The sequence below is a fragment of the Hyphomonas sp. ske169 genome (assembly GCF_056850855.1).
In genome coordinates, this window is record NZ_CP096146.1 from 2496173 (window position 1) to 2518842 (window position 22670).

The 22670-nt window shown below is 55.8% G+C and carries 25 protein-coding genes; 10 read left to right on the plus strand and 15 right to left on the minus strand.

Annotated features, from left to right (window positions below; translation table 11 throughout):
• Positions 1-23: 23 nt before the first annotated feature.
• Positions 24-1379, minus strand: a complete 1356-nt coding sequence (gene rimO / locus MY069_RS12075; protein ID WP_482794036.1) for a 30S ribosomal protein S12 methylthiotransferase RimO — start codon at positions 1377-1379, stop codon at positions 24-26.
• A 48-nt stretch (positions 1380-1427) separates the two neighbouring features.
• On the opposite strand from rimO, the gene MY069_RS12080 reads away from it, so the two are divergent.
• On the plus strand, positions 1428-1832 hold the full coding sequence (locus MY069_RS12080) for a hypothetical protein (RefSeq protein ID WP_482794037.1): 405 nt from the start codon (positions 1428-1430) through the stop codon (positions 1830-1832).
• Between the two features lie 416 nt (positions 1833-2248).
• Here the strand turns inward: MY069_RS12080 and grxD are convergent, their stop codons facing one another.
• Complete coding sequence (gene grxD / locus MY069_RS12085; protein ID WP_482794038.1) at positions 2249-2584, minus strand: Grx4 family monothiol glutaredoxin; 336 nt, start codon at positions 2582-2584, stop codon at positions 2249-2251.
• A gap of 4 nt (positions 2585-2588) precedes the next feature.
• Entirely contained in the window at positions 2589-2915 is a 327-nt protein-coding gene (locus tag MY069_RS12090) for a DUF1476 domain-containing protein (RefSeq protein WP_482794039.1), read from the minus strand.
• 169 nt (positions 2916-3084) lie between these two features.
• On the opposite strand from MY069_RS12090, the gene purC reads away from it, so the two are divergent.
• Genes purC through purS form a run of 3 tightly spaced genes read left to right on the plus strand, consistent with a single transcriptional unit; the run spans position 3085 to position 4895 of the window.
• Positions 3085-3855 (plus strand): phosphoribosylaminoimidazolesuccinocarboxamide synthase, encoded by a 771-nt coding sequence (gene purC, locus MY069_RS12095; RefSeq protein ID WP_482794040.1) that lies wholly within the window; start codon positions 3085-3087, stop codon positions 3853-3855.
• Positions 3856-3883: 28 nt separating this feature from the next.
• Positions 3884-4600: a sulfotransferase family protein gene (locus MY069_RS12100; RefSeq protein ID WP_482794041.1), complete on the plus strand. Its 717-nt coding sequence runs from the start codon at positions 3884-3886 to the stop codon at positions 4598-4600.
• A 52-nt stretch (positions 4601-4652) separates the two neighbouring features.
• Positions 4653-4895: a phosphoribosylformylglycinamidine synthase subunit PurS gene (gene purS, locus MY069_RS12105; RefSeq protein ID WP_482794042.1), complete on the plus strand. Its 243-nt coding sequence runs from the start codon at positions 4653-4655 to the stop codon at positions 4893-4895.
• A gap of 59 nt (positions 4896-4954) precedes the next feature.
• Here the strand turns inward: purS and MY069_RS12110 are convergent, their stop codons facing one another.
• The 3 genes from MY069_RS12110 to MY069_RS12120 all read right to left on the minus strand — a co-directional run bounded on the left by MY069_RS12110 (position 4955) and on the right by MY069_RS12120 (position 7334).
• Positions 4955-5092 (minus strand): hypothetical protein, encoded by a 138-nt coding sequence (locus tag MY069_RS12110; RefSeq protein ID WP_482794043.1) that lies wholly within the window; start codon positions 5090-5092, stop codon positions 4955-4957.
• Positions 5093-5581: 489 nt separating this feature from the next.
• Positions 5582-6112: a GNAT family N-acetyltransferase gene (locus MY069_RS12115; RefSeq protein WP_482794044.1), complete on the minus strand. Its 531-nt coding sequence runs from the start codon at positions 6110-6112 to the stop codon at positions 5582-5584.
• A gap of 1 nt (position 6113) precedes the next feature.
• A complete protein-coding gene (locus tag MY069_RS12120; protein WP_482794045.1) occupies positions 6114-7334 on the minus strand; it encodes an NADP-dependent isocitrate dehydrogenase in 1221 nt (406 codons plus the stop codon).
• Positions 7335-7460: 126 nt separating this feature from the next.
• Here MY069_RS12120 and MY069_RS12125 point away from each other — a divergent pair, with 126 nt between their 5' ends.
• Positions 7461-8210 (plus strand): RNA methyltransferase, encoded by a 750-nt coding sequence (locus MY069_RS12125; RefSeq protein ID WP_482794046.1) that lies wholly within the window; start codon positions 7461-7463, stop codon positions 8208-8210.
• A gap of 2 nt (positions 8211-8212) precedes the next feature.
• Here MY069_RS12125 and MY069_RS12130 read toward each other — a convergent pair whose 3' ends face one another.
• Positions 8213-8638, minus strand: coding sequence for a TIGR02301 family protein (locus MY069_RS12130; RefSeq protein ID WP_482794047.1), 426 nt, complete (start codon positions 8636-8638; stop codon positions 8213-8215).
• 206 nt (positions 8639-8844) lie between these two features.
• On the opposite strand from MY069_RS12130, the gene MY069_RS12135 reads away from it, so the two are divergent.
• From MY069_RS12135 to MY069_RS12145, 3 genes are all read left to right on the plus strand, one after another.
• Positions 8845-9594 (plus strand): NAD(P)-dependent oxidoreductase, encoded by a 750-nt coding sequence (locus MY069_RS12135; protein ID WP_482794048.1) that lies wholly within the window; start codon positions 8845-8847, stop codon positions 9592-9594.
• Positions 9595-9679: 85 nt separating this feature from the next.
• Positions 9680-10582, plus strand: coding sequence for an aspartyl protease family protein (locus MY069_RS12140; RefSeq protein WP_482794049.1), 903 nt, complete (start codon positions 9680-9682; stop codon positions 10580-10582).
• A gap of 84 nt (positions 10583-10666) precedes the next feature.
• Positions 10667-11452 carry an SDR family NAD(P)-dependent oxidoreductase gene (locus MY069_RS12145; protein ID WP_482794050.1) on the plus strand — a complete coding sequence of 262 codons (786 nt, stop codon included), beginning with the start codon at positions 10667-10669 and terminating at the stop codon, positions 11450-11452.
• A 76-nt stretch (positions 11453-11528) separates the two neighbouring features.
• Here the strand turns inward: MY069_RS12145 and MY069_RS12150 are convergent, their stop codons facing one another.
• On the minus strand, positions 11529-11957 hold the full coding sequence (locus tag MY069_RS12150; RefSeq protein ID WP_482794051.1) for a hypothetical protein: 429 nt from the start codon (positions 11955-11957) through the stop codon (positions 11529-11531).
• Between the two features lie 182 nt (positions 11958-12139).
• On the opposite strand from MY069_RS12150, the gene MY069_RS12155 reads away from it, so the two are divergent.
• Positions 12140-13123, plus strand: a complete 984-nt coding sequence (locus tag MY069_RS12155) for an NAD(P)H-dependent flavin oxidoreductase (protein WP_482794052.1) — start codon at positions 12140-12142, stop codon at positions 13121-13123.
• Positions 13124-13187: 64 nt separating this feature from the next.
• Positions 13188-15224 (plus strand): S9 family peptidase, encoded by a 2037-nt coding sequence (locus MY069_RS12160; RefSeq protein WP_482794053.1) that lies wholly within the window; start codon positions 13188-13190, stop codon positions 15222-15224.
• An 88-nt stretch (positions 15225-15312) separates the two neighbouring features.
• Here MY069_RS12160 and phoB read toward each other — a convergent pair whose 3' ends face one another.
• The 7 genes from phoB to MY069_RS12195 all read right to left on the minus strand — a co-directional run bounded on the left by phoB (position 15313) and on the right by MY069_RS12195 (position 22586).
• Positions 15313-15999: a phosphate regulon transcriptional regulator PhoB gene (gene phoB, locus MY069_RS12165; RefSeq protein WP_482794054.1), complete on the minus strand. Its 687-nt coding sequence runs from the start codon at positions 15997-15999 to the stop codon at positions 15313-15315.
• Positions 15996-16706, minus strand: a complete 711-nt coding sequence (gene phoU / locus MY069_RS12170) for a phosphate signaling complex protein PhoU (protein WP_482794055.1) — start codon at positions 16704-16706, stop codon at positions 15996-15998. The genes phoB and phoU overlap by 4 nt, the downstream gene beginning before the upstream one ends.
• A gap of 11 nt (positions 16707-16717) precedes the next feature.
• Positions 16718-17530 carry a phosphate ABC transporter ATP-binding protein PstB gene (gene pstB / locus MY069_RS12175; RefSeq protein ID WP_482794056.1) on the minus strand — a complete coding sequence of 271 codons (813 nt, stop codon included), beginning with the start codon at positions 17528-17530 and terminating at the stop codon, positions 16718-16720.
• Positions 17531-17532: 2 nt separating this feature from the next.
• The gene (gene pstA, locus MY069_RS12180) at positions 17533-19077 is read right to left on the minus strand and encodes a phosphate ABC transporter permease PstA (RefSeq protein WP_482794057.1); all 1545 of its coding nucleotides are present in this window, start codon (positions 19075-19077) and stop codon (positions 17533-17535) included.
• Positions 19070-20491 carry a phosphate ABC transporter permease subunit PstC gene (pstC, locus tag MY069_RS12185; RefSeq protein WP_482794058.1) on the minus strand — a complete coding sequence of 474 codons (1422 nt, stop codon included), beginning with the start codon at positions 20489-20491 and terminating at the stop codon, positions 19070-19072. The genes pstA and pstC overlap by 8 nt, the downstream gene beginning before the upstream one ends.
• 90 nt (positions 20492-20581) lie before the next feature.
• Positions 20582-21229 carry an RluA family pseudouridine synthase gene (locus MY069_RS12190; protein ID WP_482794059.1) on the minus strand — a complete coding sequence of 216 codons (648 nt, stop codon included), beginning with the start codon at positions 21227-21229 and terminating at the stop codon, positions 20582-20584.
• Positions 21216-22586 carry a sensor histidine kinase gene (locus MY069_RS12195; protein ID WP_482794060.1) on the minus strand — a complete coding sequence of 457 codons (1371 nt, stop codon included), beginning with the start codon at positions 22584-22586 and terminating at the stop codon, positions 21216-21218. The genes MY069_RS12190 and MY069_RS12195 overlap by 14 nt, the downstream gene beginning before the upstream one ends.
• Positions 22587-22670 lie beyond the last annotated feature (84 nt).

A 22670-nucleotide genomic window follows, 5' to 3' on the forward strand; every position in this document is an offset into this window, starting at 1 on the left:
GCCTCCTCGGCCGTCGCGCAATTTTAGTCGGCGTGCCCGTAGAGGTCATAGGCATCGGCATCTGTGATTTGAGCGGAGACAACGTCCCCTGGGGATAAATTAGCCGCAGATTTCAAATAGACCACACCATCAATTTCCGGCGCATCCGCTTTCGAACGCGCGAGATACTCACCCGTTTCGTCGCTTGGGCCGTCGATGATGACGTCTTGGGTCGTGCCAATCTGAGCCGCGGCGCGGTCTGCAGAGATCTCTGCTTGGGTTTCCATGAAACGGTGCCAGCGCTCTTCTTTGACCTCTTCGGGCAAATGGCCCGGCAAGTCTCGGCTGTCAGCGTGGGTGACGTTCTCGTATTTGAAACAGCCGGCGCGATCGATTTTCGCTTCCCGGATGAAGTCGAGCAAGATTTCGAAATCTTCTTCGGTCTCACCCGGAAAGCCAACAATGAAAGTCGAACGGATGGCGAGGTCGGGGACGTCGCGGCGCCATTGTTGGATCCGCTCTAGCACCCGGTCTTGCTTGGCCGGACGCTTCATCGCTTTTAGCACATTGGCGCTGGCATGTTGAAATGGGATGTCGAGGTATGGCGTGATCGCGCCTTCCGCCATCAATGGAATGAACTTGTCCACGTGCGGATAGGGATAAACATAGTGCATTCGCGTCCAAACCCCGAGCGATGATAGACCGCGCGCAAGATCGAGGAAGCGGGTTTCGTATTCCTCGCCCTTCCAGGTCTGCGGCGCATATTTGAGGTCGAGCCCATACGCACTCGTGTCTTGGCTGATCACCAGAAGCTCTTTCACCCCCGCGCGCACCAGCTGTTCAGCTTCGATCAAGACATGATGGATCGGGCGAGAGGCAAGGTCACCGCGCAATTTCGGAATGATGCAAAAGCTGCAGCGATTATTGCAACCTTCTGAGATCTTTAAATATGCATAGTGGCGTGGGGTCAGTCGCAAGCCGCTTTCCGGAACAAGATCCGTGTGCGGATTGTGGGGTGGCGTGAGGTGGGTATGGACGGCATCCATCACCTGTTCGTATTGATGCGGCCCGGTGACGGCGAGCACTTTCGGATGCGCTTTTTCAATCACCTCAGGCTCAGCGCCCAGGCAGCCTGTGACGATGACTTTGCCATTGGCTTCGATCGCCTCACCAATCGCGTCGAGGCTTTCTTCGCGGGCGCTGTCGATAAAGCCGCACGTGTTTACGAGTACCAGATCAGCCCCAGAATAATCCGGACTTATTTGATAGCCCTCAGCCCGCAGCCGGGTCACAATCCGTTCGGAATCCACCAAAGCCTTGGGGCATCCCAAAGATACGATCCCGACTTTTGGGATGGCGTCGGGCTTGATTGGGGCGGGGCGGTCGAGGGTGGTCGTCATGGCCGCGCTGATATACGCTGAGGGCGGACTTGAAAAGGAGCGCTGGTCATGGGCGAGGATACGCGCGCGCCGAACACCGGGCGGTTGTGGCTGATCGTTTTAGGGGCCGGGGTGATCGGACTGGGGACCGGGTTTGCCTTTTGGGATGTGATTGAGTCTGGCGGCGGCATGGGCTGGGTCGGATGGCTGATCATTATCATGCTTGGCATCATCGCCTATTCGATCAGTTTCTATTTTGGGCACCGGTTTTTCGAAGACTCGCTCGATCAATCTATTGTCTCTGACACGTTTTCGAAAAAGCATGATTGGATCGATCTAGAGACCGAAACGCGCGAAAGCGGCGACGCCAAGATCGACAATTGGGTGGCGCACTATAAGTTCATCCGGATCATGTTCGCGATGGGCCTCTTGCCGCTGATCGCGTGCATCTATTTGTTCTTTTTCGCGGTTTGAGGGCTTAGCGAGACGCCCATTCGAGATACTCGAGCCGATATGGAGTCAAAACCATAACCAATCCGAAGAAATTGAATCCGATCGTCCACCATACGGTTGGTCTTCGTTTGCCAACAAAATTTCTTACAATTGCGATATAGAAACATAGACCACTGGCCGTGAGGGCGACCCAGAAAAACGGTGTGTTAGAGAACACTGCTAGAGGCAGCGTGATAAATACAAACACGAAAAAGAACGATGTTGCTTCCGGAAGAAACAGCGTGATGGACCAGGTGGTGAAAGCGGTCAAAATCCAAAAGATCGCACTGCTATATGCGAGGGAGCCCATGAAGGGTTGTCTATTCAGCTCGGATTCCATGCAGACGGTTTAATCTACTGCCTTGAAATTCAAGTAAATGAGCGGTGGCGAATTTCTTCTAAGCCGCTTCCATCTCGATGCCTTTTTCGGCCATATAGTCCTTCAGCTCACCGGCCTCGAACATTTCTTTGATAATATCGCAGCCGCCGACAAACTCACCTTTGACGTAAAGCTGGGGAATGGTTGGCCAATCGGAATAGGTCTTAATGCCTTCCCGAACGCCTTGGTCCTCCAGCACGTTCACGGCTTGGTATTCAACCCCGAGATAATCCAAAACTTGGACGACAACTGAGCTAAAGCCGCATTGCGGAAAGGTCGGTGTGCCTTTCATAAATAGCAGCACATCATTGCCCTTCACAGCATTGTCGATTGAAGTCTGTACGGCGTCAGTCATTGGGTTACTCCGCTTCTTTCATCACCTGTTCGCGCGCGACCGGCAGCAATTCCGCCATATGGTCACGAATACGCGAATCCGTGCGTTCAACGCCGGCTTTATCTAGGTCGCCGCGGACTTTTCTGAAGACGTCATCGTCACCGGCTTCTTCGAGGTCAGACAGGACGACCGTTTTGGCATAGGCCTCAGCGTCTGCGCCGTGCAGATTCATCAGCTCAGCGGCCCAAAGTCCGAGGAGCTTATTGCGGCGCGCCATGACTTTAAATTCGGCCGCTTCGTCCATTGCGAATTTGGCTTCTTCGCCGCGCTTACGATCGTCAAATGAAGACATATGTGTTCAACCTTGTTCGGGATGTTCAGTTTCTGCCGCTGATATAGGGGTGGTGGGGGTGTGGGTGCAAGAAGCCTTTTGCCTAAAGGCTGGGTTTCGCGTAAGGGGAGCGCCTGATTATGCGGAGCGGCTGAGTCGGCCTGCTATCACACGCTCGAGGGAATGCGCGATGTCACGCAAACGAATGATCTATGAAGGCAAGGCTAAGATTCTCTATGAAGGGCCTGAGCCGAACACGCTGATCCAGTATTTCAAGGATGATGCGACGGCCTTCAATGCCGAGAAAAAAGCGGTTCTGGACGGCAAGGGCGTGCTGAACAACCGGATCTCTGAATTCATGATGACGCGGCTTGGCGGCGTCGGAATTCCAAATCACTTCATCAAACGCCTAAACATGCGCGAGCAATTGATCAAAAAGGTTGAGATCATTCCGCTCGAAGTGGTTGTTCGCAATGTCGCGGCAGGGACCATGTCGAAACGCCTCGGCATCGCTGAAGGTACGCAATTGCCGCGAGCGATTGTTGAGTTCTGCCTCAAGGATGATGATTTGGGCGACCCGCTTGTCTCTGAAGAGCACATCGCGGCGTTTAACTGGGCGCAACCGCATGAAATGGACGAGCTGATCGCATTGTCCCTGCGGGTTAACGATTTCATGTCCGGCCTGTTCGCTGGGGTTGGGATTAAACTGGTCGATTTCAAGCTCGAGTTCGGTCGGTTCTTCGAGAACGATATGCAGCGGGTCATTCTCGCTGACGAGATTAGTCCAGATAGCTGCCGGTTATGGGATCTCGAGACCAATGAGAAGCTCGATAAAGACCGCTTCCGCCGAGACCTCGGCGGCGTGACCGAGGCTTATGCCGAAGTTGCTCGGCGCCTCGGCATTATCAAGGAATCTGGGCAAGGCGCCGAGATTGTGGACATTAACAGCGCCGGAAAATAAGCTCCCCATAAACACGGGGGAGTGGTCTATGGCATTGCAAGTGATTGGCGCCGGCTTCGGGCGTACAGGAACGCTGTCAATGAAGGCAGCCCTGGAACAGCTCGGCTATAACAAGTGTCACCATATGGTCGAGGTCTTGATGACCGATGATCCGCAACAGCTCGATTATTGGGATGCAGTCGGTCGGGGTGAGCGTCCTGGCTGGGATAAGATTTTCGATGGCTATCAAGCCTGTGTGGATTTCCCGTCCAGTATTTATTGGAAAGAATTGGCCGAGGCCTATCCTGACGCCAAAGTGGTGCTCACTGTGCGCAGTTTTGAAAGCTGGTATAAAAGCGCGGAGGGGACGATTTACGCCGTCGGCAAGAAACAACCGGCTTGGACACGGTTAATCCCGAAGCCCCGCAAAATCGACCGCATGACCAAAAACATCATCTGGAACGGCAAGTTTGACGGCAAATTCGAAGACAAAGGCCACGCCGAAACGGTCTGGAATGCGCATATCGAAGAGGTCAAATCTTCTTTGCCCGCCGATCGTTTGCTGGTCTTTGAAGTGAAGGATGGCTGGGAGCCGCTCTGTACGTTTCTCGGCAAGCCGGTGCCGGAAGGGCCGTTTCCACGCGTGAATGACGCCGAACAGTTCCATAAGATGATCAAAGGCATGACCCGCCTTGCTTATGTCCCTTGGGTGGCGGCAGCGATATTGGCTGTTTCTGCGATCGCCGCCTATACGGCCTTTCAGTAAGCAGGGGTTTGAGTTAAAGCAGGCGCGACTCAAGCAGCGGAGCGTGATTCCCATGAAAGCCATTGTCCATGTCGGTTTGAAGCCAGGAGTTCTGGATCCTCAAGGCAAAGCGGTGGCCGATTCGCTCGGGCGTATGGGGTTTGGCGAAGTCGCAGGCGCGCGTATTGGCAAAGTCATTGAGCTTGATCTTGAAGGCGTCTCGGAAGCCGACGCTGAAACCCGCGTCAAAGACATGTGCGAGAAGCTGCTCGCGAACACGGTGATTGAAAGCTACCGCGTCGAGTTGGTCAGCTAGTTTGATCCGATGGCTCAGATGAGTCTTTAAGCAGGACGCTCGCTATTGTCTGCTTTGGGTCAGAAGCGGACATTAGCGACTCGAGCCGACCAGTTTGGTAAATCTGGTTCGTGGCACCAAGAGTGAAACTGCCAGCCATTGGCGACGGCGATACTCAGCACATCATAAAAGAAAGCCTCGATTGCAAACTTTGACATGGATTGTTCTCTGCGCAGAAAAAGCATGCCTGTCTTTTTGTGCGCGATCTGCCATCCATCGACATCTGCCACCTGAGTTTCGTCGCCATCAGGAACGTTCAAACGTCTGGGCCATTCGTGAGTGCTGGCGCTTCAGGCCCTCATCCTGAGCGTAAAGCGCCGAGCTTCCGATGAGCCCGCCTCGTCCTTCGACTTCGCTCAGGATGAGGCTTAAAAGGAAACCCGTCCATCCCGGGTTTGACCCGGGATCTCCAGTCCCCGCCTCCGCATCTGATGGCACGTGGTCCCGGATCAAGTCCGGGACAGTCGGGTTGGCGTGTATGTTCGCTTCGACGCCGACAGCGGATATTGGGCAGCAACATCTCATATTCCCGCTCTGCCAGCGCAAGCTGGTACCCATGGCGGCTGGCTGATGTCTTCAAGAGCGCGCCCTGCCGCCATGGATCCTGACTTTCGTCAGGAAAACGGTGTGGGAGCGGACCGTGCCGCCTAAAGCCGGACACCCATGATGATGTCATTAAACACTTGGTCGCCAACCGGGAATTTGCGTTCGCCGACTTTTTCGAAGCCGGCGCGTTCATAGAATGCAACGGCGCGGTGGTTTTGATCATAGGTGCCGAGCAGCATGCGCTTGGCGCCGATCTCTCGGGCATGGGCGAGGGCATGGGTCATCAATTCGCGACCCGTGCCCGTGCCGTGATATTTGGAAAAGACGTAAATGCGTTTCAGCTCAATATCGCCGGGCAGGCCCTTGGTCGGGGCTTCGACGGCGCTGGTGACGGCATAGCCAATCGGCGCGCGCGTCGCTGTCGATTCTGCGATCCAGCACGCATAGTTGGGATCATTCGAGGTGATATAGCCCTGATAAATGTCAGGCGCGTGTTGTTTGCGACAATGCGCGATCAAGTCTGGGCCGGGTATCGTTTCGCTATAGCTTTCCAGGAAAGTGGCCGAGCCAACCACCCCGAGCGCATATTCATCGCCCGGGACAGCTCGTCGGATGTTGATCCCTAGGCCCATCTTAGCCAGCGGACATGGCTTTTTCGAAGTTGCTGCCAACGGCGTTGAGGAAGCCTTCAGTGGTCAGCCACTCTTGCTCCGGGCCAACCAGCAGCGCGAGGTCTTTGGTCATCTGACCGCCTTCAACAGTTTTGATGATCGTGTCTTCGAGCTTCTGTGCGAAGGCTGTCACCTCTGGCGTGTTATCCATGCGGCCACGGTGCTGCAGACCGCGGGTCCAAGCAAAGATCGAGGCGATCGAGTTGGTCGAGGTCGCTTCGCCTTTTTGGTGGTTGCGATAGTGACGGGTCACGGTGCCGTGCGCGGCTTCCGCTTCTACCGTCTTGCCATCTGGGGTCATCAGAACGGAGGTCATCAGGCCAAGTGAGCCATAGCCCTGCGCAACTGTGTCAGACTGCACATCGCCATCATAGTTCTTACAGGCCCAAACATAGCCGCCAGACCATTTCATCGCGGCGGCCACCATGTCGTCGATCAGGCGGTGCTCATAAGTACCACCAAACTCGTCAAACGCGTCCTTAAACTCGGTATCGAACACCTCTTGGAAGATGTCTTTGAACCGGCCGTCATATTTTTTCATGATCGTGTTTTTGGTCGACAGATAGACCGGCCATTTGCGCTGTAGGCCATAATTCATGCTGGCGCGGGCAAAATCACGGATCGACTGATCCAAGTTGTACATGCCCATCGCGATGCCAGCTTCTGGGAAGTCGAACACTTCAAATTCTTGGCTGTCGGAGCCATCCGCCGCTTCCCACTTCATGGTCAGCTTACCAGCACCTGGGACGAGGAAGTCAGTCGCTTTATATTGGTCACCAAAGGCATGACGGCCCACCACAACTGGCTGCGTCCAGCCTGGGACCAAGCGAGGAACGTTGTTGATCACGATTGGCTCACGGAAGACAACGCCGCCGAGAATGTTACGGATCGTACCGTTCGGACTACGCCACATTTTCTTCAGGCCAAACTCTTCCACACGCGCTTCGTCCGGGGTGATGGTCGCGCACTTAACCGCAACGCCATATTGTTTAGTCGCGTTCGCGGCGTCGATGGTGATTTGATCATCGGTTTCGTCGCGCGATTCGATCGAAAGGTCGTAATATTTGAGGTCTACATCGAGATAGGGATTGATGAGTTGGTCCTTGATCATCTGCCAGATGATACGGGTCATTTCATCGCCATCCATTTCGACGATTGGGTTTTCGACCTTGATCTTTGCCATGAGAGGAAGTCCTTTGCCTTTAACGGTTTGTGGGGGCCTATAGCAGGTCTGCCAGCGGCGTCAAAAGGGGACCTGCGGCTTTCGATTGGTTGACCGATATCAATCGGATGAGGCAGGTGGGGCGCCATGACACTTTCTGCGCCCATAATCATCCTGCATCGACCGCAACTTGGCGAGAATATTGGCTCGGCGGCGCGGGTGATGTTGAATTTTGGTTTGACCGAATTGCGCCTGGTTGAGCCGCGTGATGGGTGGCCAAATCCTGCTGCTGAGACGCTCTCTGCTGGGGCATTTGACGCGGGCGTGAAGGTGGGCGTCTTTGCTGGCATTGACGAGGCGATTGCGGATCTTGGAACTGTGCTTGCGACGACGGCGCGACCCCGCGGAATGGAGAAGCAAGTGGTCGATGCGCGGGGCGGTGTTGAGCTTGTTCAGGCGCGGCGACAAAAAACCGGTATCCTGTTTGGGGCAGAGAATCATGGACTGCCCAGCGAAGTCGTCGGGCTCGCCGACGCGATTCTGACTTATCCAGTCAATCCGGGTTTCGCGTCTTTAAACCTCGCGCAGGCTGTGGGTGTGTTCTGTGCCAGCTGGGGGGCGCAGCAGGGCGCTGTCGGTCGTTGGGAAGGCGAGAAGGCAGGGATCGAGCCTCCTGCTCCGAAAGAAGATCTGATCCGCATGTTTGAGCATTTGGAAGAAGAGCTAGAGCGGGCCGGCTATTTTTACCCGGCTGATAAAACGCCGTTGATGAAAACCAATATTCGCAACGCGTTCATTCGCGGCGATTGGACCACTCAAGAAGTGCGCACGTTTCGCGGCGCGATCAAAGCCTTGGCACAGGGCCGCGGCAAAGCGCGGGTCAAACGCGAAGATTAAGTCTATCGCGGCGTGACGGGATTGGCGCCAGGAATATTTGCTTGCACCAGTCGCGCGGAGAGATCGCGCCCCTCTGCGGCGTAGGCTTTTTCGGCGTTCACCGCATTGCTATCACACGCCGGATGCAAATCGCTGCCGAATGAGAACCCGGCATTAAACCCGTTCACCATGGAGCGCCGGAGACCGCCTTGATATGGTGCTTCCAGCTCAAGCAGACGCAGCATATAGCTTCGCCAATATTGGTCATTGCGGCCATTGCACGCGACACGGATCGCATGGGACTTGCCCAGCACCTCTGCAAGCGCAGTGACATCGCGATAATAATCTTGAGACTGAATCTGGCCTTGTGCCGGCAGAGCTGGCAACAGGGTGGAAACCCCCAATAGGATCCCTGCGAGGAGGCCTCGATGCGACAACTTTTGATTCATGCAAAATCCTTTGCCCGGGTCGAGGACGCGTTGAAGAGATTCTCTGATCAAGTTTCACCTCTAGTCTTAGATGATGAAGGAGACCTGAAGCATGCTTGGGGCGAGAGTGAGGCAAGCGCCGCAATCGCGTACGGTACCCAAGACGCCTATTTCAGCCCGTCAGTGATGACTTTCTTTCAAACCTTGATGGCGTTTCCGCAGCTCGATTGGTTTCAGTCTTCGGCCGCCGGCGTCGAGCATCCGATGATCCAAGCGTTGGGAAGAAGGCAGAATTATTCTCTGGCAGCCATGAACAGTCGGACGCGATTGCGGAATGGGTAGTCTGGGCTGGCCTGGACTATTTCCAAGGCGGCGCGCGCCGCAGAGAGGCGCAAGCGGCCAAAAATTGGACGCGTCTCCCATTTCGAGAAATCGCTGGATCAAAATGGCTAATCATTGGGTTCGGCGCGATCGGGCAGGCCTGTGGGCGCCGTTTGCGGGCCCTCGGCGCGGATGTGACCGGCGTTCGGCGCAGCGGTGGTACTGATCCCGCCGCAGACCGGATTATCCCGCCGGGCGACGTCATGGCGGCGCTGCCAGACATGGATGTCGCGCTGCTTAGTCTGCCTTTGACGGATGCGACTGAAAATATCGCAGACGCCGCGTTTTTTGACGCCATGGCAAATGGAAGCCTATTTATGAATGTCGGGCGAGGCGGTTTGGTGGATGAAGGCGCGCTGATGAGCGCACTGAACACGGGCGCGCCGGCCGAAGCTTATCTCGACGTGGTGCGCGAAGAACCTCTGCCACCTGAGAGTTCAATCTGGAGCCATCCGCGGATCACACTGACCCCGCATATCTCAGCCCTCACTGAGGGATCTAAGGTTCGCACCGATGCCGTGTTCCTCGAAAATCTCGAACTGTTTCTGGCCGGTAAGCCGCTCCGCAACGCCGTTCACGAAGACGCGTTTTCCTAAGGCGCGCGATTTGTGCCATACTCGGTGAATGGCCAATGCAGGTTCACATTTCGTGGGGCAGGCGAGAGGAATTGCGTTCTTCCTTTTGGCACTGACGCTCGGACTGATCTTCCAATCCGCTGAGGCCTCAGAGCGGCGGACATTTCCTCTGATCGAAGATCCACTCCAAGGACCGGTGATCGCGATCCAAGTTAATGGGGTTGAATCGACTGCGATTATCGACACCGCGGCAACAATTGCGATGATCGATGATAAATATCTGGCGGCAGATCAACCATTCGTTCCGGAAGTCGGAGTAACCCACGTTCTTGGATTGGGCGGATTGCGCGAGTATCCTGTGACAGAGATTTCAGATCTATCGATCGGGACCCGATCTTGGCGCGATATGCGGGTGGCTGTGAACACGAGCGACCAATTTCCAGTGCGCCACGGAATTGTGCCGCTGTCTTTGTTTCAGTCTTCGATCGTGGATTTCGAGTTCAGTCGCGCGCGCATCCAGGTCTATGACGGACGCCCCAAACGGGTTCGGCGGGCGACCGCATCGACGATCAAATATGATGATCATCAACGCCTGGTTTTCATTCCGATCGAGATAAATGACGTTTCTGGATTTGCCCTGATTGATACTGGCGCGGTTCGCAGCTTTGTGAATCCGGCCTTCGCGCGGCAGGCTCGTGCTGTGCCCGACCCATTTGAGCAAGAACAGCTAAAGGGCAGCGACTTGTCCCGGCAAACCGCACATTTACATACATTTCGTGATTTTCGGTTTGGCGATTTTCGGATCGCAAAATCGAAACTTCCAGTGCTTGATACGGATTTATTTGAAGAGCTCGGATATGGCGACGCGCCAATGATGGTCATGGGCATGGATTTTCTCAGACACTTCCGATTGCAGGTCGATCAGAAACGCCAGCGCGTTACGTTCGTGCATTCTGGAAGCATCCGGCGGCGGTCGCCGGTGCAGGTGCGGAGTCACGCATTCCAATGAACGCCGAGATCGCGAATTAGCGTTTGCTTTCCCTACCGTTACGCCCCCGACTGAAGAGCCACAAACAGTTTGGGAGTAAGATGAATGGCATATGCGCCTTTTGATTTGACTGGAAAAGTTGCGCTCGTCACGGGCGGCAATCGCGGAATCGGCTATGGCATGGCAGAGGCGCTGGCCGCCTCAAATGCAAGCCTTGCGATTTGGGGTCGCAAAGAGGCCGCAAACACGGCCGCGGTGGAATCGCTCTCAAAGCTCGGATCCGGCGAGGTCAAAGCTTGGACTGTGGACGTTTCTGATGAGCAAGCGGTGGTCGATGCGACAGCCGATGTCGTTTCCAGCCTGGGCCGGATCGATAGCTGTTTTGCCAATGCAGGCGTTGGGTTTGGGGCCCCAAGCTTCGCAGAGATGACCACCGAAACTTGGCGAAAGAACATGGCGGTTAATCTAGACGGCGCGTTCTGGACGCTGCGCGAAAGCGTGAAACATATGACTGAGCGGGCAAAAGCTGGCGACCCTGGTGGTTCTGTTGTTGGGGTGGCGTCTCTGGCAGGGATTGAGGGCGCCGCGCGCAATCAAGCCTATGCGGCCACCAAAGGCGGTTTGCCCTCAATGATCCGCGGCATCGCGGCCGAATGTGGTCGATATGGCATTCGCGCCAATTCCATTCTGCCTGGGTGGATCGCAACGGATATGACTGAAGGTGCGCAGGACAATGACGTCTTCACAACCAAGGTTATTACCCGCGTGCCGATCCGGCGCTGGGGCGAGCCGCAGGACTTTGGCGGTATGGCTGTCTATCTCGCCAGTGATGCCTCGCGTTATCACTCTGGCACGACGTGTATCATCGATGGCGGTTACGCGATCTTCTAGCGCTCTGGGCTTTCGGAACAAAAAAAGGCCCTGGGAGCTGTCCCAGGGCCTTTTCTATGTCTTCTTAAGAACAGCCTTATTCGGTTGTTTCTTCTTCAACAGCTTCTTCGACGTCTGTGACGGCCTCTTCAACAGCTTCTTCAGCTGCGTCCATCATATCGCCGGCTGCGTCGGTGACAGCTTCACCCGCATCGTTTGCCATATCAGCAGCTGCATCAACGGCCTCGGAAGCGGCATCACCCGCTGCGTCGACAGCGTCACCCGCAGCATCCATGGTTGCGTCGGTAGCGTCTGAAGCCGCTTCTACAGCATCGGAGGCAGCTTCTTCTGTTGCATCAGCGGCCGCATCAACGGCGTCGCCAGTTGCTTCAACAGCATCACTTGCAGCATCAGCAGCGACATCCGCAGCTTCTTCGACTGCGTCTGCAGTTGTTTCAGCAGCTTCCTCAGCAGCGTTACACGCGGCCAGACCAGCCGCAGCGATCGCTGCAATCCAGAGTTTCATACTCATTGTCTCTTCCCCTCTAGAAGATACGCCACGATTGGCGTGCGATAATCATAGGGGAATCGCGTGTAAATTGCAGGGGGAATCTGCATACGGCCCATTGTTGCTCGATTTCCGCATGGGAATGCCTTGTCTTGCCGCAAGGTTGCCCTCCTATCAGGCAATAAAAATAGGAGGCAATTATGGCCATTCACACTCCGCTTTGTGATTTTCTCGGAACCCGGCATCCGATCATGCTGGCTGGAATGGGCGGCGTTTCCTATGCCGAGCTCGCCGCAGCGATGTGTAATGCTGGCGGCTATGGCGTGCTTGGAATGGCGGGGACGTCGCCAGATTTCATCGCTGGCCAAATGGCGCGGGTGAAAGAGCTCACCGACAAGCCGTTCGGGGTTGATTTGCTCGCAGCAGACCCGACCAGTCTGGAAAAGAGCGTCGATGTCATCATCGAAGGCGGCGCCGACAGTTTTGTGGCCGGGCTAGGTGTCCCGATGCCGATCATGAAAAAACTCAAAGACGCCGGGGTCAAGGTGATGGTCGTCGGCGGCGCTGTGAAACATGCCATCAAAGCTGAACAAGCGGGCTGTGATGCGGTCATTTTGCAGGGCGGTGAAGGCGGCGGGCATACGGGTCTTGTCGGAACTCTGCCGCTTGTTGCACAGGCCGTTGAGGCGGTGAACATTCCAGTGGTGGCCGCAGGGGGTATCTATGACGGTCGCGGGCTCGCCGCAGCGCTCTCATTAGGCGCGGTTGGTGTCTGGATGGGCACAAGGTTTATTGCTTCCGCCGAGGCCCATGCAGCGCAGAGCTATAAGGAAACCGTGGTCGGCGCTGGCGACACGGATACGACCCGCACACGCTGCTATTCGGGTAAGCCGATGCGCTGCCGCACCAACGAGTACATTCTGGACTGGGAACGTCGCCCGGACGAGATCCAAGCCTTTCCAATGCAAGCGGCCTTGTCGGTTCAAACCGATGTGATTGGCGGCATTGGCGGGGTTACAGATGAAGCCCGCTTAGATGGCAGCAAGTCGTGCTTCGCCATGGGCCAATCCGCAGGTGGCGTGAAGGAAATTCTGCCGGTGAAAGACATTGTCGATCAGATCATGGCGGATGCTGAAGCCGCGATCACGCGTGTGGCTGGCCTGCGCGTTTCGGAGTCGGTTTAGGCTCGCCAAGCATCTCGCAGGCTGTTACGGTTAACCATACTTAACAGTCTACGGGACGTATAATATGTTGAAATTTCTAATGAGCGCCTCTGCGGTAGCTTTGATTGCTGCTTGCGCAAACACAGCCAATATCGAAACCGATCCTGTCGTTGCCGAAGCGCCGCCTGCGGCCGAAGCTGAAGTGAGTGCGGAACCGGAAGCTGTGATGGAGAAGGTCGCATTCGAGACCTATTCGGCAGACGCTTTCTTCCAAACCACGAGTTTCGGCCTGGCAAGCAGCGCCGGCTATGCCTGGTCGAGCGATGGCACGCGCGTTTTGGCAAACTCTGACGCGAGCGGCGTGTTCAACGCCATGACGATTGATGCGGACGGCGCCGTCGTGCAGCTGACGACTTCAGAGACGGATGCGCATTTCGCACAGTCCTTCTTCCCAAACGATGATCGGATCATCGTTTCCGCTGACCAAGGCGGGAATGAACTCAACCATATTTATGTACGCGAACTCGACGGCACTTTGGTTGACGTCACACCGGGCGATGAGGTGAAAGCTTCGTTCGGCGGATGGCGCGCGAACAATGAGGTCTTCTATGTCTGGCACAATGGTCGAGACTCCGCGAGCTTCGACCTCTATGCGGTGAACCCAACCGATTACAGCACCACAATGGTGTTTGAGAATCCCGGGTTTCAGCCAGGCGCTCTGAGCGATACCGGACGTTGGCTCGCTTTAGACAAGCCGCGGACAAGTGCCGATTCTGATGTCTATGTCGTGGATTTGTCGGCTGAAGCACCGGAACCAGTTTTGGTGACCGAGCATGAAGGCAATATCGCCCATGGCACCTATGATTTCACCCCAGATGAGAGCAAGCTGGTCTGTAGCACCAATGAGTTTGGCGAGTTCAGCCAGGCTTGGACGCATGATCTGACGACGGGCGAAAAAGCGCCGCTAATAGCGGCTGATTGGGATGTCAGTTTCGTCTTTTATTCGCCAAGCGGGCAATATCAGATCCATGCCATCAATGCCGATGGTTTGACCGATTTGACGATCACCGACACGGCGAGCGGCGAAGAGGTCGTCTTGAATGGCGTACCAGAAGGTGAGCTTGGGCAAATCCGTTTCTCTCCGGACGAGACAAAAATTGCGTTCGGTTTGAACACCGATACGTCACCTTTCAACCTCTACATGACCAAGCTTGGCGGTGAGGCCAAGCGTCTGACTGACGCGCTCAATCCTGAAATCAGCGAAGACAATTTGGTGACTGCGACCGTCGAGCGATTCGCCGCCTCTGATGGCGTCACCGTTCCGGGCATCCTGTATAAGCCAAAGCAAGCGTCAGCTGATAATCCAGTACCGGCTCTGGTTTGGGTTCATGGCGGACCGGGTGGCCAAAGCACGCGCGGTTATAGCGCCGCAATCCAGCACATGGTCAATCATGGCTATGCGATCTATGCCGCCAATAATCGCGGTTCATCTGGCTATGGCAAAACCTTCTTCCACATGGATGATAAGCGGCACGGCCAAGAAGACCTGCGCGATATCGTTGAAGCCGGCCACTATTTGCGCGGCCTCGATTGGGTCGATGGCGACAAAGTTGGCGTTATTGGCGGCTCTTATGGCGGCTATATGACCGCCGCCGCTCTGACCTTCCACCCGGAAGAGTTTGAAGTTGGTATCAATATTTTCGGGGTGACCAATTGGGTGCGGACACTACAAAGCATCCCTGATTGGTGGGCCGCGTTCCGCGAAGCATTGTATGACGAGATGGGTGATCCTGCGACAGATGCTGAGCGTCACCACAAAATCTCACCGCTCTTCCATGCGGAGAATGTGACCAAGCCGATGCTGGTTGTGCAAGGCGCAAATGATCCACGCGTTCTGCAGGTTGAAAGCGATGAGCTGGTCGCCGCGATCCGCGAGAACGGCGTCTATGTGGAATATGTCCTGTTCCCAGATGAAGGGCACGGCTTCCTGCGCAAGGAAAACCGGATCACGGCGTCTGAGGCCTATGTCGCCTTCCTGGATCGCTTCTTAAAAGGCGAGGGCGAAATGGCTGAACAGGCCGTTGAAGCGGCGCTTGAGGATGGCAAAGAAGAAGACGGCTAAGCCGTTCTCCTGAAAGTCAAAGATCTATAAAAAGAAATCGCGTGCAGCTGCGTTGCACGCGATATTTTTGAGGGCCAGACGCCGATCTCTATTCCGTGCGCAGCGAGTAACCCGCTGAGCGAACGGTACGGATAGGGTTATTGCCACCCTGGCTCATCAAGGCCTTGCGCAATCGCCCAATATGAACATCAACGGTGCGCGCTTCGACATAGACATCTGATCCCCAGACCCCGTCGAGAAGCTGTTCACGCGAAAACACACGCCCGGGATGCTGCGCAAAATATTCGAGCAGTCGAAACTCAGTCGGGCCAAGATGGATCTCTTTGCCAGCGCGCATCACGCTATGGGTCGAGCGATCGATTTGGATGTCACCGACTTTGATCTGGTCATCCATCAGCGCAGGGCGGATCCGTCTGAGCACCGCTTTCACACGTGCCATCAGCTCATTGGTGGAAAACGGCTTGGTGACATAATCATCCGCGCCCGTCTCAAGCCCGCGAATGCGGTCGGCTTCTTCGGTGCGCGCGGTCAGCATGATGATCGGTAGATTGGCGGTTTCTTGGCGGGTGCGCACGCGGCGGCAAATCTCGATCCCTGAGATTTTGGGGAGCATCCAATCAAGCAGCATCAAATCTGGAATGCGCTCATCGATGAGCAACATTGCTTCATCCCCGTCACTGGCGATCGCTGTTTCATATCCTTCCGCTTCCAGATTGTATCGCAGCAGTTCTGAAACGGCTGGTTCGTCTTCCGCTATAACAATGAACGGTTTCATGACTGAGCTTCCTTCGTGTGGCTCATCTGGGTTTCGGCATCACGTTCTGTGATTTGTTTGCCCGTGGCGATGAAGTGGACGACTTTAGCGATATTGGTGCAGTGATCGCCAATACGCTCAAGATTTTTGACGATGAAGAGGTAATTTGAGCGCGCAGTCATCTGTTCGGGCTCCTCTGCCATAAAGACCAGCATAGACCGAAGCAGGCTATTATACTGGCTATCGATATCGTCGTCTTGGCGGAGTACGCTGATCGCCGTGACCGGGTCTCGGCGGGCATAGGCATCGAGCGCAATCTGCAGCATGCGCGAGACCGCCTGGCCCATGCGTTCAATGCCTTTTAGCGTTGTGCGATTGTCTTCATTGACCACAGCAAGCGTCCGGCGCGCGATATTCTTGGCGAGATCACCGATCCGTTCAATGCCGCCCGCCAGCTTGATTGCGCCGATCACATTTCGCAGATCGCCCGCCATCGGTTGGCGCAGCGCCAACATGCGAACGGCTTGGCGTTCAATCTCGCTTTCCAACCGATCCATTTCGTGATCGCGCTCAATCACCAGCTCGGCAAGTTTGGCATCGCGGGCAACGACGGCCCGCGACGCATCTCGGATCATCGCCTCGGCGAGCCCTCCCATGCGCAAGATATCCGCGGAGAGGCGTTCAAGCTCCTCAGAATAAGCGCTAACAATGTGCTGTGGTCCGGCCACATGCATCTCCCTTAGCCAAAGCGGCCTGTGATATAATCCTGTGTGCGCTGCTGCGCGGGATTGGTGAAAATCATTTCTGTGTCGCCGAATTCTACTAATTCGCCCAAATTAAAGAATGCCGTACGTTGCGACACGCGGGCGGCTTGTTGCATGGAATGGGTGACGATGATGATGCAATAACGGAGCCGCAAATCATCGATCAGTTCTTCGATCCGCGCCGTCGCAATCGGATCAAGCGCAGAGCAGGGTTCATCCATCAGAATGACTTCTGGGCTGATCGCGATAGCGCGGGCAATGCAGAGGCGTTGCTGCTGTCCGCCTGACAGACTGGTGCCGATCGCTGTGAGGCGATCTTTGACCTCATCCCAAAGGCCGGCTTTTTGCAAAGAGACTTCGACGATTTGATCCAGCTCCGCCTTCGAGCCTGCGAGGCCGTGAATGCGGGCGCCATAGGCGACATTATCATAGACTGATTTCGGAAATGGGTTCGGTTTCTGAAACACCATGCCGACTTTCGATCGCAGCGTGACAGGGTCCATATCTGGCGAGTTGATATCTTCGCCGTCCATGATGATTTCACCGTCGACAAGCGCGCCTTCAATCGTGTCATTCATACGGTTGAGGCAGCGCAAGAAGGTCGATTTCCCGCAACCCGAAGGCCCGATCAGAGCGGTGACGGATTTGTCTTGAATTTTCATCGAAATGTCGTGGATCGCGACCTTTTCCTGGTAGCGCACATTGATGCCGCGGCACTCAATTTTTGCGCCACCAATCCCGAACCCTGCCGGTGAGAAATTGTTTTGAGATGTGCTCGTGTCTGCCATCTTTACCATCTCCGCTCAAACCGACGCCGCAACAGGGTCGCGATCAAATTCATCGCGACCAGAATGACGAGGAGGATCACGATCACCGCCGCCGTCATCGGTTCCCAGGCCCGCTCCGCACCGGAAAACCACTTATAAATTAGAACCGGTAAAACAGTCGCTTCATCGCTCGGAGTCTGTGGCACTTCGCTGATAAAGGCCACCATGCCGATCAAGAGAAGCGGTGCGGTCTCGCCAAGCGCGCGCGCCATTGCGATGATCGCTCCAGTGAGAATGCCCGGGGTGGCGAGCGGTAAGACGTGATGAAAGACCGCTTGCGAATGCGACGCGCCCAGTCCAAGCGCCGCATCCCGAACGGACGGCGGCACCGATTGCAGCGCCGCGCGGGAGGCGATGATGATTGTCGGCAGAACCAAAAGACCGAGCACCAATCCGCCAACCAAGGGCACCGATCGCGGCAGGCCAAACGTGTTCAAAAACACCGCCGCGCCGAGCAGCCCAAATATGATCGATGGCACGGCGGCGAGATTGTTGATGTTCACCTCGATAATGTTCGTGATCAGAGACTTCTTCGCGAATTCTTCAAGATAAACCGCGGCAAAGATTCCGACCGGGATCGCAAACAGCGCGGTCATCAGCATGGTAAACATCGACCCCACCAATGCTGCGGCGGCACCAGCGAGCTCGGGATAGGTACTATCGGCGCTGGCAAACAGGCTGCCATTAAATCTGCGGTCGATCATATCGCGTTCTTTGAGCAGCAGCGCATACGCGATTTGATGGTTGGAGACTTGCCGGTTCTGGCTCCGGCTCGGCAGGATAAGGGCCGTGATCGCCGCGCGATTTTGTTCACCGAGATTGGGCAGGGGCCCGGCAAGGTGTTGCAACTCAAGCGCCGCGCCTGACACTGTTTGAAGGTCAAACCAGGCGCCCGAAAGCGATATCAAAATATCGGTTCTGGGGGCAGGCAGAGCGGCTAAGAAGTTCTGAAATCTCTCGAACCCATCCGGATCTGCATCCGTCAGGCGATACGTACCCGAGGCGGTTTCTGAAAAACGACCTGCGCGACCCACCGGTTCGGTTTGATGCTGTTTGATATCGTTCTTGAGGTATAGGTCGAGATCGTCGGAGAGAGGTAGGCGGACCTGATAAGGCGCGGCGAAAACCTCTGGGTCCTCAGTGGCGGCCTCCGCCAGCGGCAACACAGCCAGCCGTGTAGATAGACGAAACAGCTCAATCCTAGCCGAACGCTTACTGGCACTTTCTGGAAACAGATTCAGCAATTCATCGCGCACTACGAGATTTACATCGCTCACGGCAAATGCAGTTCGCTCAGAAAGGTCTGGCTGATCGATGGTCAGCACGATCGTGTGCCGCGAGAAAGCGGACATCGCCTTGCCGCAGATTGAAAGCAGCAGCAGCGCCAAAAACCCGACCGCGATGCCGATCGCAATTTGGCCATAGAGCTTGAACCGGCGCTCAGCAGCATTTCGCCGTTCCAGGCGTCGCGCGGCAAACGCGTCTGGGGAAAGAGCCGGCTTAGTCATAAGCTTCCCGATAGCGTTGCACCACGCGGAGCGCGATGATGTTGAACAAGAGGGTGACACCAAACAGGACAAAGCCCAGCGCGAACGCCGAAATCGTTTTCGCGCTATCAAAGGCGGTATCGCCGGTCAGCAAAGCCACGATTTGATAGGTCACCGTAGTGATATCAGAGGTCGGGTCGAGCGTGATCAGGGCGCGTCCACCCGCCGCCATGACCACGATCATCGTCTCGCCAATGGCACGTGACACGGCGAGCAAGATTGCAGCGATGATCCCGGGCAAGGCAGCAGGTAGGATCACCTGTTTGATCATTTCTGACTTGGTCGCCCCCATGGCGAGCGCCCCATCTCTCAGCGATTGAGGTACCGCATTGATGACATCATCCGAGAGCGAGCTGACGAATGGGATAATCATCACGCCCATAACCAAGCCCGCGGCCAGGGCGCTGGTCGGCTGCGCCGCTAGGAGCGTATCTGGCGTGAAGGGCAGTGCATTCACCCATTGCGCAAAATTGCGAACGAAAGGCGCGATCAATGTCGCGGCAAAAAACCCGTAAACCACGGTCGGAATGCCCGCGAGGAGCTCCAAGATCGGTTTGACCCAAGCGCGAAATCTCGGGCTCGAATATTCTGAGAGATAGATTGCCGAAAACAGTCCGACCGGCACTGCAACCAGCATCGCCAAGAGGGCGATCATCAGCGTGCCAAAAAATAAAGGAACGGCGCCGAAATGGGTGCCTGTTTGCGCGTTCCATTCAGTCCCGAAAAGAAATTCAAATATGCTTGGGCCATCGGGGAGGCTAAAGAACCGGATCGTTTCAAATACCAACGATAAGACGATGGCAGCGGTGGTTAAAACGGCGATTGCGGCGCAGATAAACAGGCCAGACGTGATGCACAGCTCGACATATGAGCGCGCTGGAAAGTTCCGGCTGAGCTGGCGTTTTCCAAAGTAGAAACCGGCTGCGCCTGCCAAAACGGCCAGACCCATCGCGACCAGACGTGCGCCGCCGTTCAGGGTGGAGAATCTCTCCACGCTGGCATCAAATAAGAGGTTACCTGTAACACTTGTTTGCTGGGTCCGAGCATACTCTGCGACCCGGTCGACAAAGAATGCGACTTGCTCAGCGCCGCGCGTGATCAAGTGTTCCGGCAATTCGCTGATCAAGGTGCTGCGGATCATGTCTTCGGCGAACAGCAAATAGAGCAAGAAGACAAAGGCCGCCGGTAGGACGGTCGCCAGCGCCAAAAAATAGCCGTGAAAATTCGGTTGAGAATTGAGTCTCGCGCCAAAAGTCGGGCCGATGGCCAGTGCGCCAATCTGCTGCCGTCCAAAATAGAATGCGAAAAAGCCTGCAGCCGCCAATGGCGCAATCAACAACCATCCGATGGGAAGGTATCCTAAAGTATGCAGCATAGATTGGTCGTTCGCTCAGGTCCGGCGCTCTTACATGTCGTTGTTGACACGTTTGTGACACTTCTGCGCTCTTGGATTTGAGGCGGCGACTTAAAACGGGGTGGCGGCGACGTGTTCGATTCTGGCGTGGCCGTTTGGGTGGTCGAAGCAAAGCGATTTCGCATGTAGACAAAGCCGCTCATGGCTTGTCGGATCGCCATAAAATACATCGCCCAGGATGGGATGTCCGATGCTAGCCAAGTGAAGCCGAAGCTGGTGCGAGCGGCCAGTCTCAGGTTTCAAATGCAAGCGCGTTGACTCTGAGGTGTGATCTAGAACAGACCAATGCGTAATCGCGGTTTGACCTTCGGGATCGAGATGCCTCAAGGGGCGATCCAAAGAGTGTTTCGCAATTGCTTTATCAATCGTGCCGGACGTGTCGCTGACGGTTCCTTGTACCAGGGCTTCATATGTCTTCTCGACCGTTCGTTTTTCAAACTGCCGGGACAGATTTCTTTGCACGTCTTTCGTGCGGGCGAAGATCATGATTCCGGACGTGTCCATATCGAGGCGATGGACTGTGAGCACCGGCCCATGTCGCTCGCTTAATATGCTTTGGGCGCAGAAGGCTTTTTCAGGCCCTCGACCAGGAACGCTGAGCAATCCGCTAGGTTTATCTGCCAAGACGATCGCCTCGTCGGAATAGAGCGTGATCAGGGTTTCGGCAGGTGGGGGTGTGTAGGGTTTAGGTGGCGGCATCGTCTTTGAGGCGGGGCATCCAAACACCGAACGCGGTGCCTTGCCCTTCTAAACTTTCGACCGCCAGGCCGCCGCGATGGCGCGCCATAATGTGTTTCACAATGGCGAGGCCGAGCCCCGTACCTTCGATTTTACCGCCGCGGCTTTCGTCGACGCGGTAAAACCGCTCGCCGAGACGCGGCAGATGGTTTTCTGAAATCCCCTCGCCATCATCAGTGACCCTCAGCCAGAATGCGGGGGCACCAGAGGCTGCATAGGGTTGCAGCAAAAGTGAGCGTTTGGGCTCTTCCGATTGTCTCCCGCATGCGAGCGCCGCGTCGGCCATGGTCGGAGCTGCCCCAACCAAAATCTGAACTTCCCCGCCAGGACGCGCATATTTGATCGCATTGCTCACTAAGTTTTGGATCACTTGCGCAATCTCATCTGCATCAGCGATGGCTTTGATCTGGTGATCTGGTGCATCAAAATGCAGGCTGATCCCGGCGTCTGCGGCGATCGGGGTCAGCGCGGAACTTGTCGAGCGTGCGAGATCAACAATTTCAATCTGTGTGTTTGGCGGGCGGTGCTCACTAAATTCAATACGGGAGAGCGATAGAAGATCGGCGACCAAACGTTTCATCCGCTCAGTTTGCTGGCCCATAATCTCTAAGAACCCATCCCAGGAGGCTTTATCGTCTTTGGCCGGGCCGCGCATGGTTTCGATGAAGCCGCCAATGGCCGTCAGAGGTGTCCGCAATTCATGGCTGGCATTGGCGAGGAAGTCCGCGCGGGCTTTCTCCGCGCGCCGCACTGCGGTCAGGTCTTCGAACACAATTAGGACAGATCCTGTATCCGGACCTGACCGAACATGCGCCATCCACACTTCAGCATCGCCATGCTGGGTGAACTCGACGCGCTCATTGGCGCCGTCTTCGGCAACCCGTTCGGCGGCGGCTAAGAGGTCTGGTTGTCTGAGCAAAGCAACGGGAAGGCTTTGTGCCGCCTTATCCAGGCGAAACAAACGGCGGGCATGTGGGTTGACCGAGGCAAGCTGGCGCTCGGGTGAGACCAACAAGGCGGGGAGGGGAAGCGCTTCGATGAAGGAGGTGATCGCCCGATCATCCGACTGAACGGGGAGCGGCGTTGAAGCCTCAAGGACTTCCGCATTGCGAATTTTTCGGCCCGTAGGCGCAGAGCCCACATAAAAAGCCAGCGCGCCCGCGGTCATAACCACGGCACCAGTGGCCCACTCCACCCATCCGATTGCGCCGGTCAGCAATAGCAGCGCAAGCACCGCGACGCCGCCCAAAGTCAAGACAAGAAAGTCTCGAAACCGCTTTGGCGGATCGGGTTCTATATTTGTCTTATCCTGCGACATGACCTCTCAACTTCCAGTTAGGATATGGTCCGTTATGAGCCTTCCGGCGTATAAACAGGTAGCGCTGATCGGCAAGTCTGAAAG

Excerpts from the sequence above, each read along its gene's own strand:
- rimO (WP_482794036.1), bottom strand. The coding sequence starts at position 1,379 with ATGACGACCACCCTCGACCGCCCCGCCCCAATCAAGCCCGACGCCATC.
- MY069_RS12080 (WP_482794037.1), top strand. The coding sequence starts at position 1,428 with ATGGGCGAGGATACGCGCGCGCCGAACACCGGGCGGTTGTGGCTGATC.
- grxD (WP_482794038.1), bottom strand. The coding sequence starts at position 2,584 with ATGACTGACGCCGTACAGACTTCAATCGACAATGCTGTGAAGGGCAAT.
- MY069_RS12090 (WP_482794039.1), bottom strand. The coding sequence starts at position 2,915 with ATGTCTTCATTTGACGATCGTAAGCGCGGCGAAGAAGCCAAATTCGCA.
- purC (WP_482794040.1), top strand. The coding sequence starts at position 3,085 with ATGTCACGCAAACGAATGATCTATGAAGGCAAGGCTAAGATTCTCTAT.
- MY069_RS12100 (WP_482794041.1), top strand. The coding sequence starts at position 3,884 with ATGGCATTGCAAGTGATTGGCGCCGGCTTCGGGCGTACAGGAACGCTG.
- purS (WP_482794042.1), top strand. The coding sequence starts at position 4,653 with ATGAAAGCCATTGTCCATGTCGGTTTGAAGCCAGGAGTTCTGGATCCT.
- MY069_RS12110 (WP_482794043.1), bottom strand. The coding sequence starts at position 5,092 with ATGTCAAAGTTTGCAATCGAGGCTTTCTTTTATGATGTGCTGAGTATC.
- MY069_RS12115 (WP_482794044.1), bottom strand. The coding sequence starts at position 6,112 with ATGGGCCTAGGGATCAACATCCGACGAGCTGTCCCGGGCGATGAATAT.
- MY069_RS12120 (WP_482794045.1), bottom strand. The coding sequence starts at position 7,334 with ATGGCAAAGATCAAGGTCGAAAACCCAATCGTCGAAATGGATGGCGAT.
- MY069_RS12125 (WP_482794046.1), top strand. The coding sequence starts at position 7,461 with ATGACACTTTCTGCGCCCATAATCATCCTGCATCGACCGCAACTTGGC.
- MY069_RS12130 (WP_482794047.1), bottom strand. The coding sequence starts at position 8,638 with ATGAATCAAAAGTTGTCGCATCGAGGCCTCCTCGCAGGGATCCTATTG.
- MY069_RS12145 (WP_482794050.1), top strand. The coding sequence starts at position 10,667 with ATGGCATATGCGCCTTTTGATTTGACTGGAAAAGTTGCGCTCGTCACG.
- MY069_RS12150 (WP_482794051.1), bottom strand. The coding sequence starts at position 11,957 with ATGAAACTCTGGATTGCAGCGATCGCTGCGGCTGGTCTGGCCGCGTGT.
- MY069_RS12155 (WP_482794052.1), top strand. The coding sequence starts at position 12,140 with ATGGCCATTCACACTCCGCTTTGTGATTTTCTCGGAACCCGGCATCCG.
- MY069_RS12160 (WP_482794053.1), top strand. The coding sequence starts at position 13,188 with ATGTTGAAATTTCTAATGAGCGCCTCTGCGGTAGCTTTGATTGCTGCT.
- phoB (WP_482794054.1), bottom strand. The coding sequence starts at position 15,999 with ATGAAACCGTTCATTGTTATAGCGGAAGACGAACCAGCCGTTTCAGAA.
- pstB (WP_482794056.1), bottom strand. The coding sequence starts at position 17,530 with ATGGCAGACACGAGCACATCTCAAAACAATTTCTCACCGGCAGGGTTC.
- pstA (WP_482794057.1), bottom strand. The coding sequence starts at position 19,077 with ATGACTAAGCCGGCTCTTTCCCCAGACGCGTTTGCCGCGCGACGCCTG.
- pstC (WP_482794058.1), bottom strand. The coding sequence starts at position 20,491 with ATGCTGCATACTTTAGGATACCTTCCCATCGGATGGTTGTTGATTGCG.
- MY069_RS12190 (WP_482794059.1), bottom strand. The coding sequence starts at position 21,229 with ATGCCGCCACCTAAACCCTACACACCCCCACCTGCCGAAACCCTGATC.
- MY069_RS12195 (WP_482794060.1), bottom strand. The coding sequence starts at position 22,586 with ATGTCGCAGGATAAGACAAATATAGAACCCGATCCGCCAAAGCGGTTT.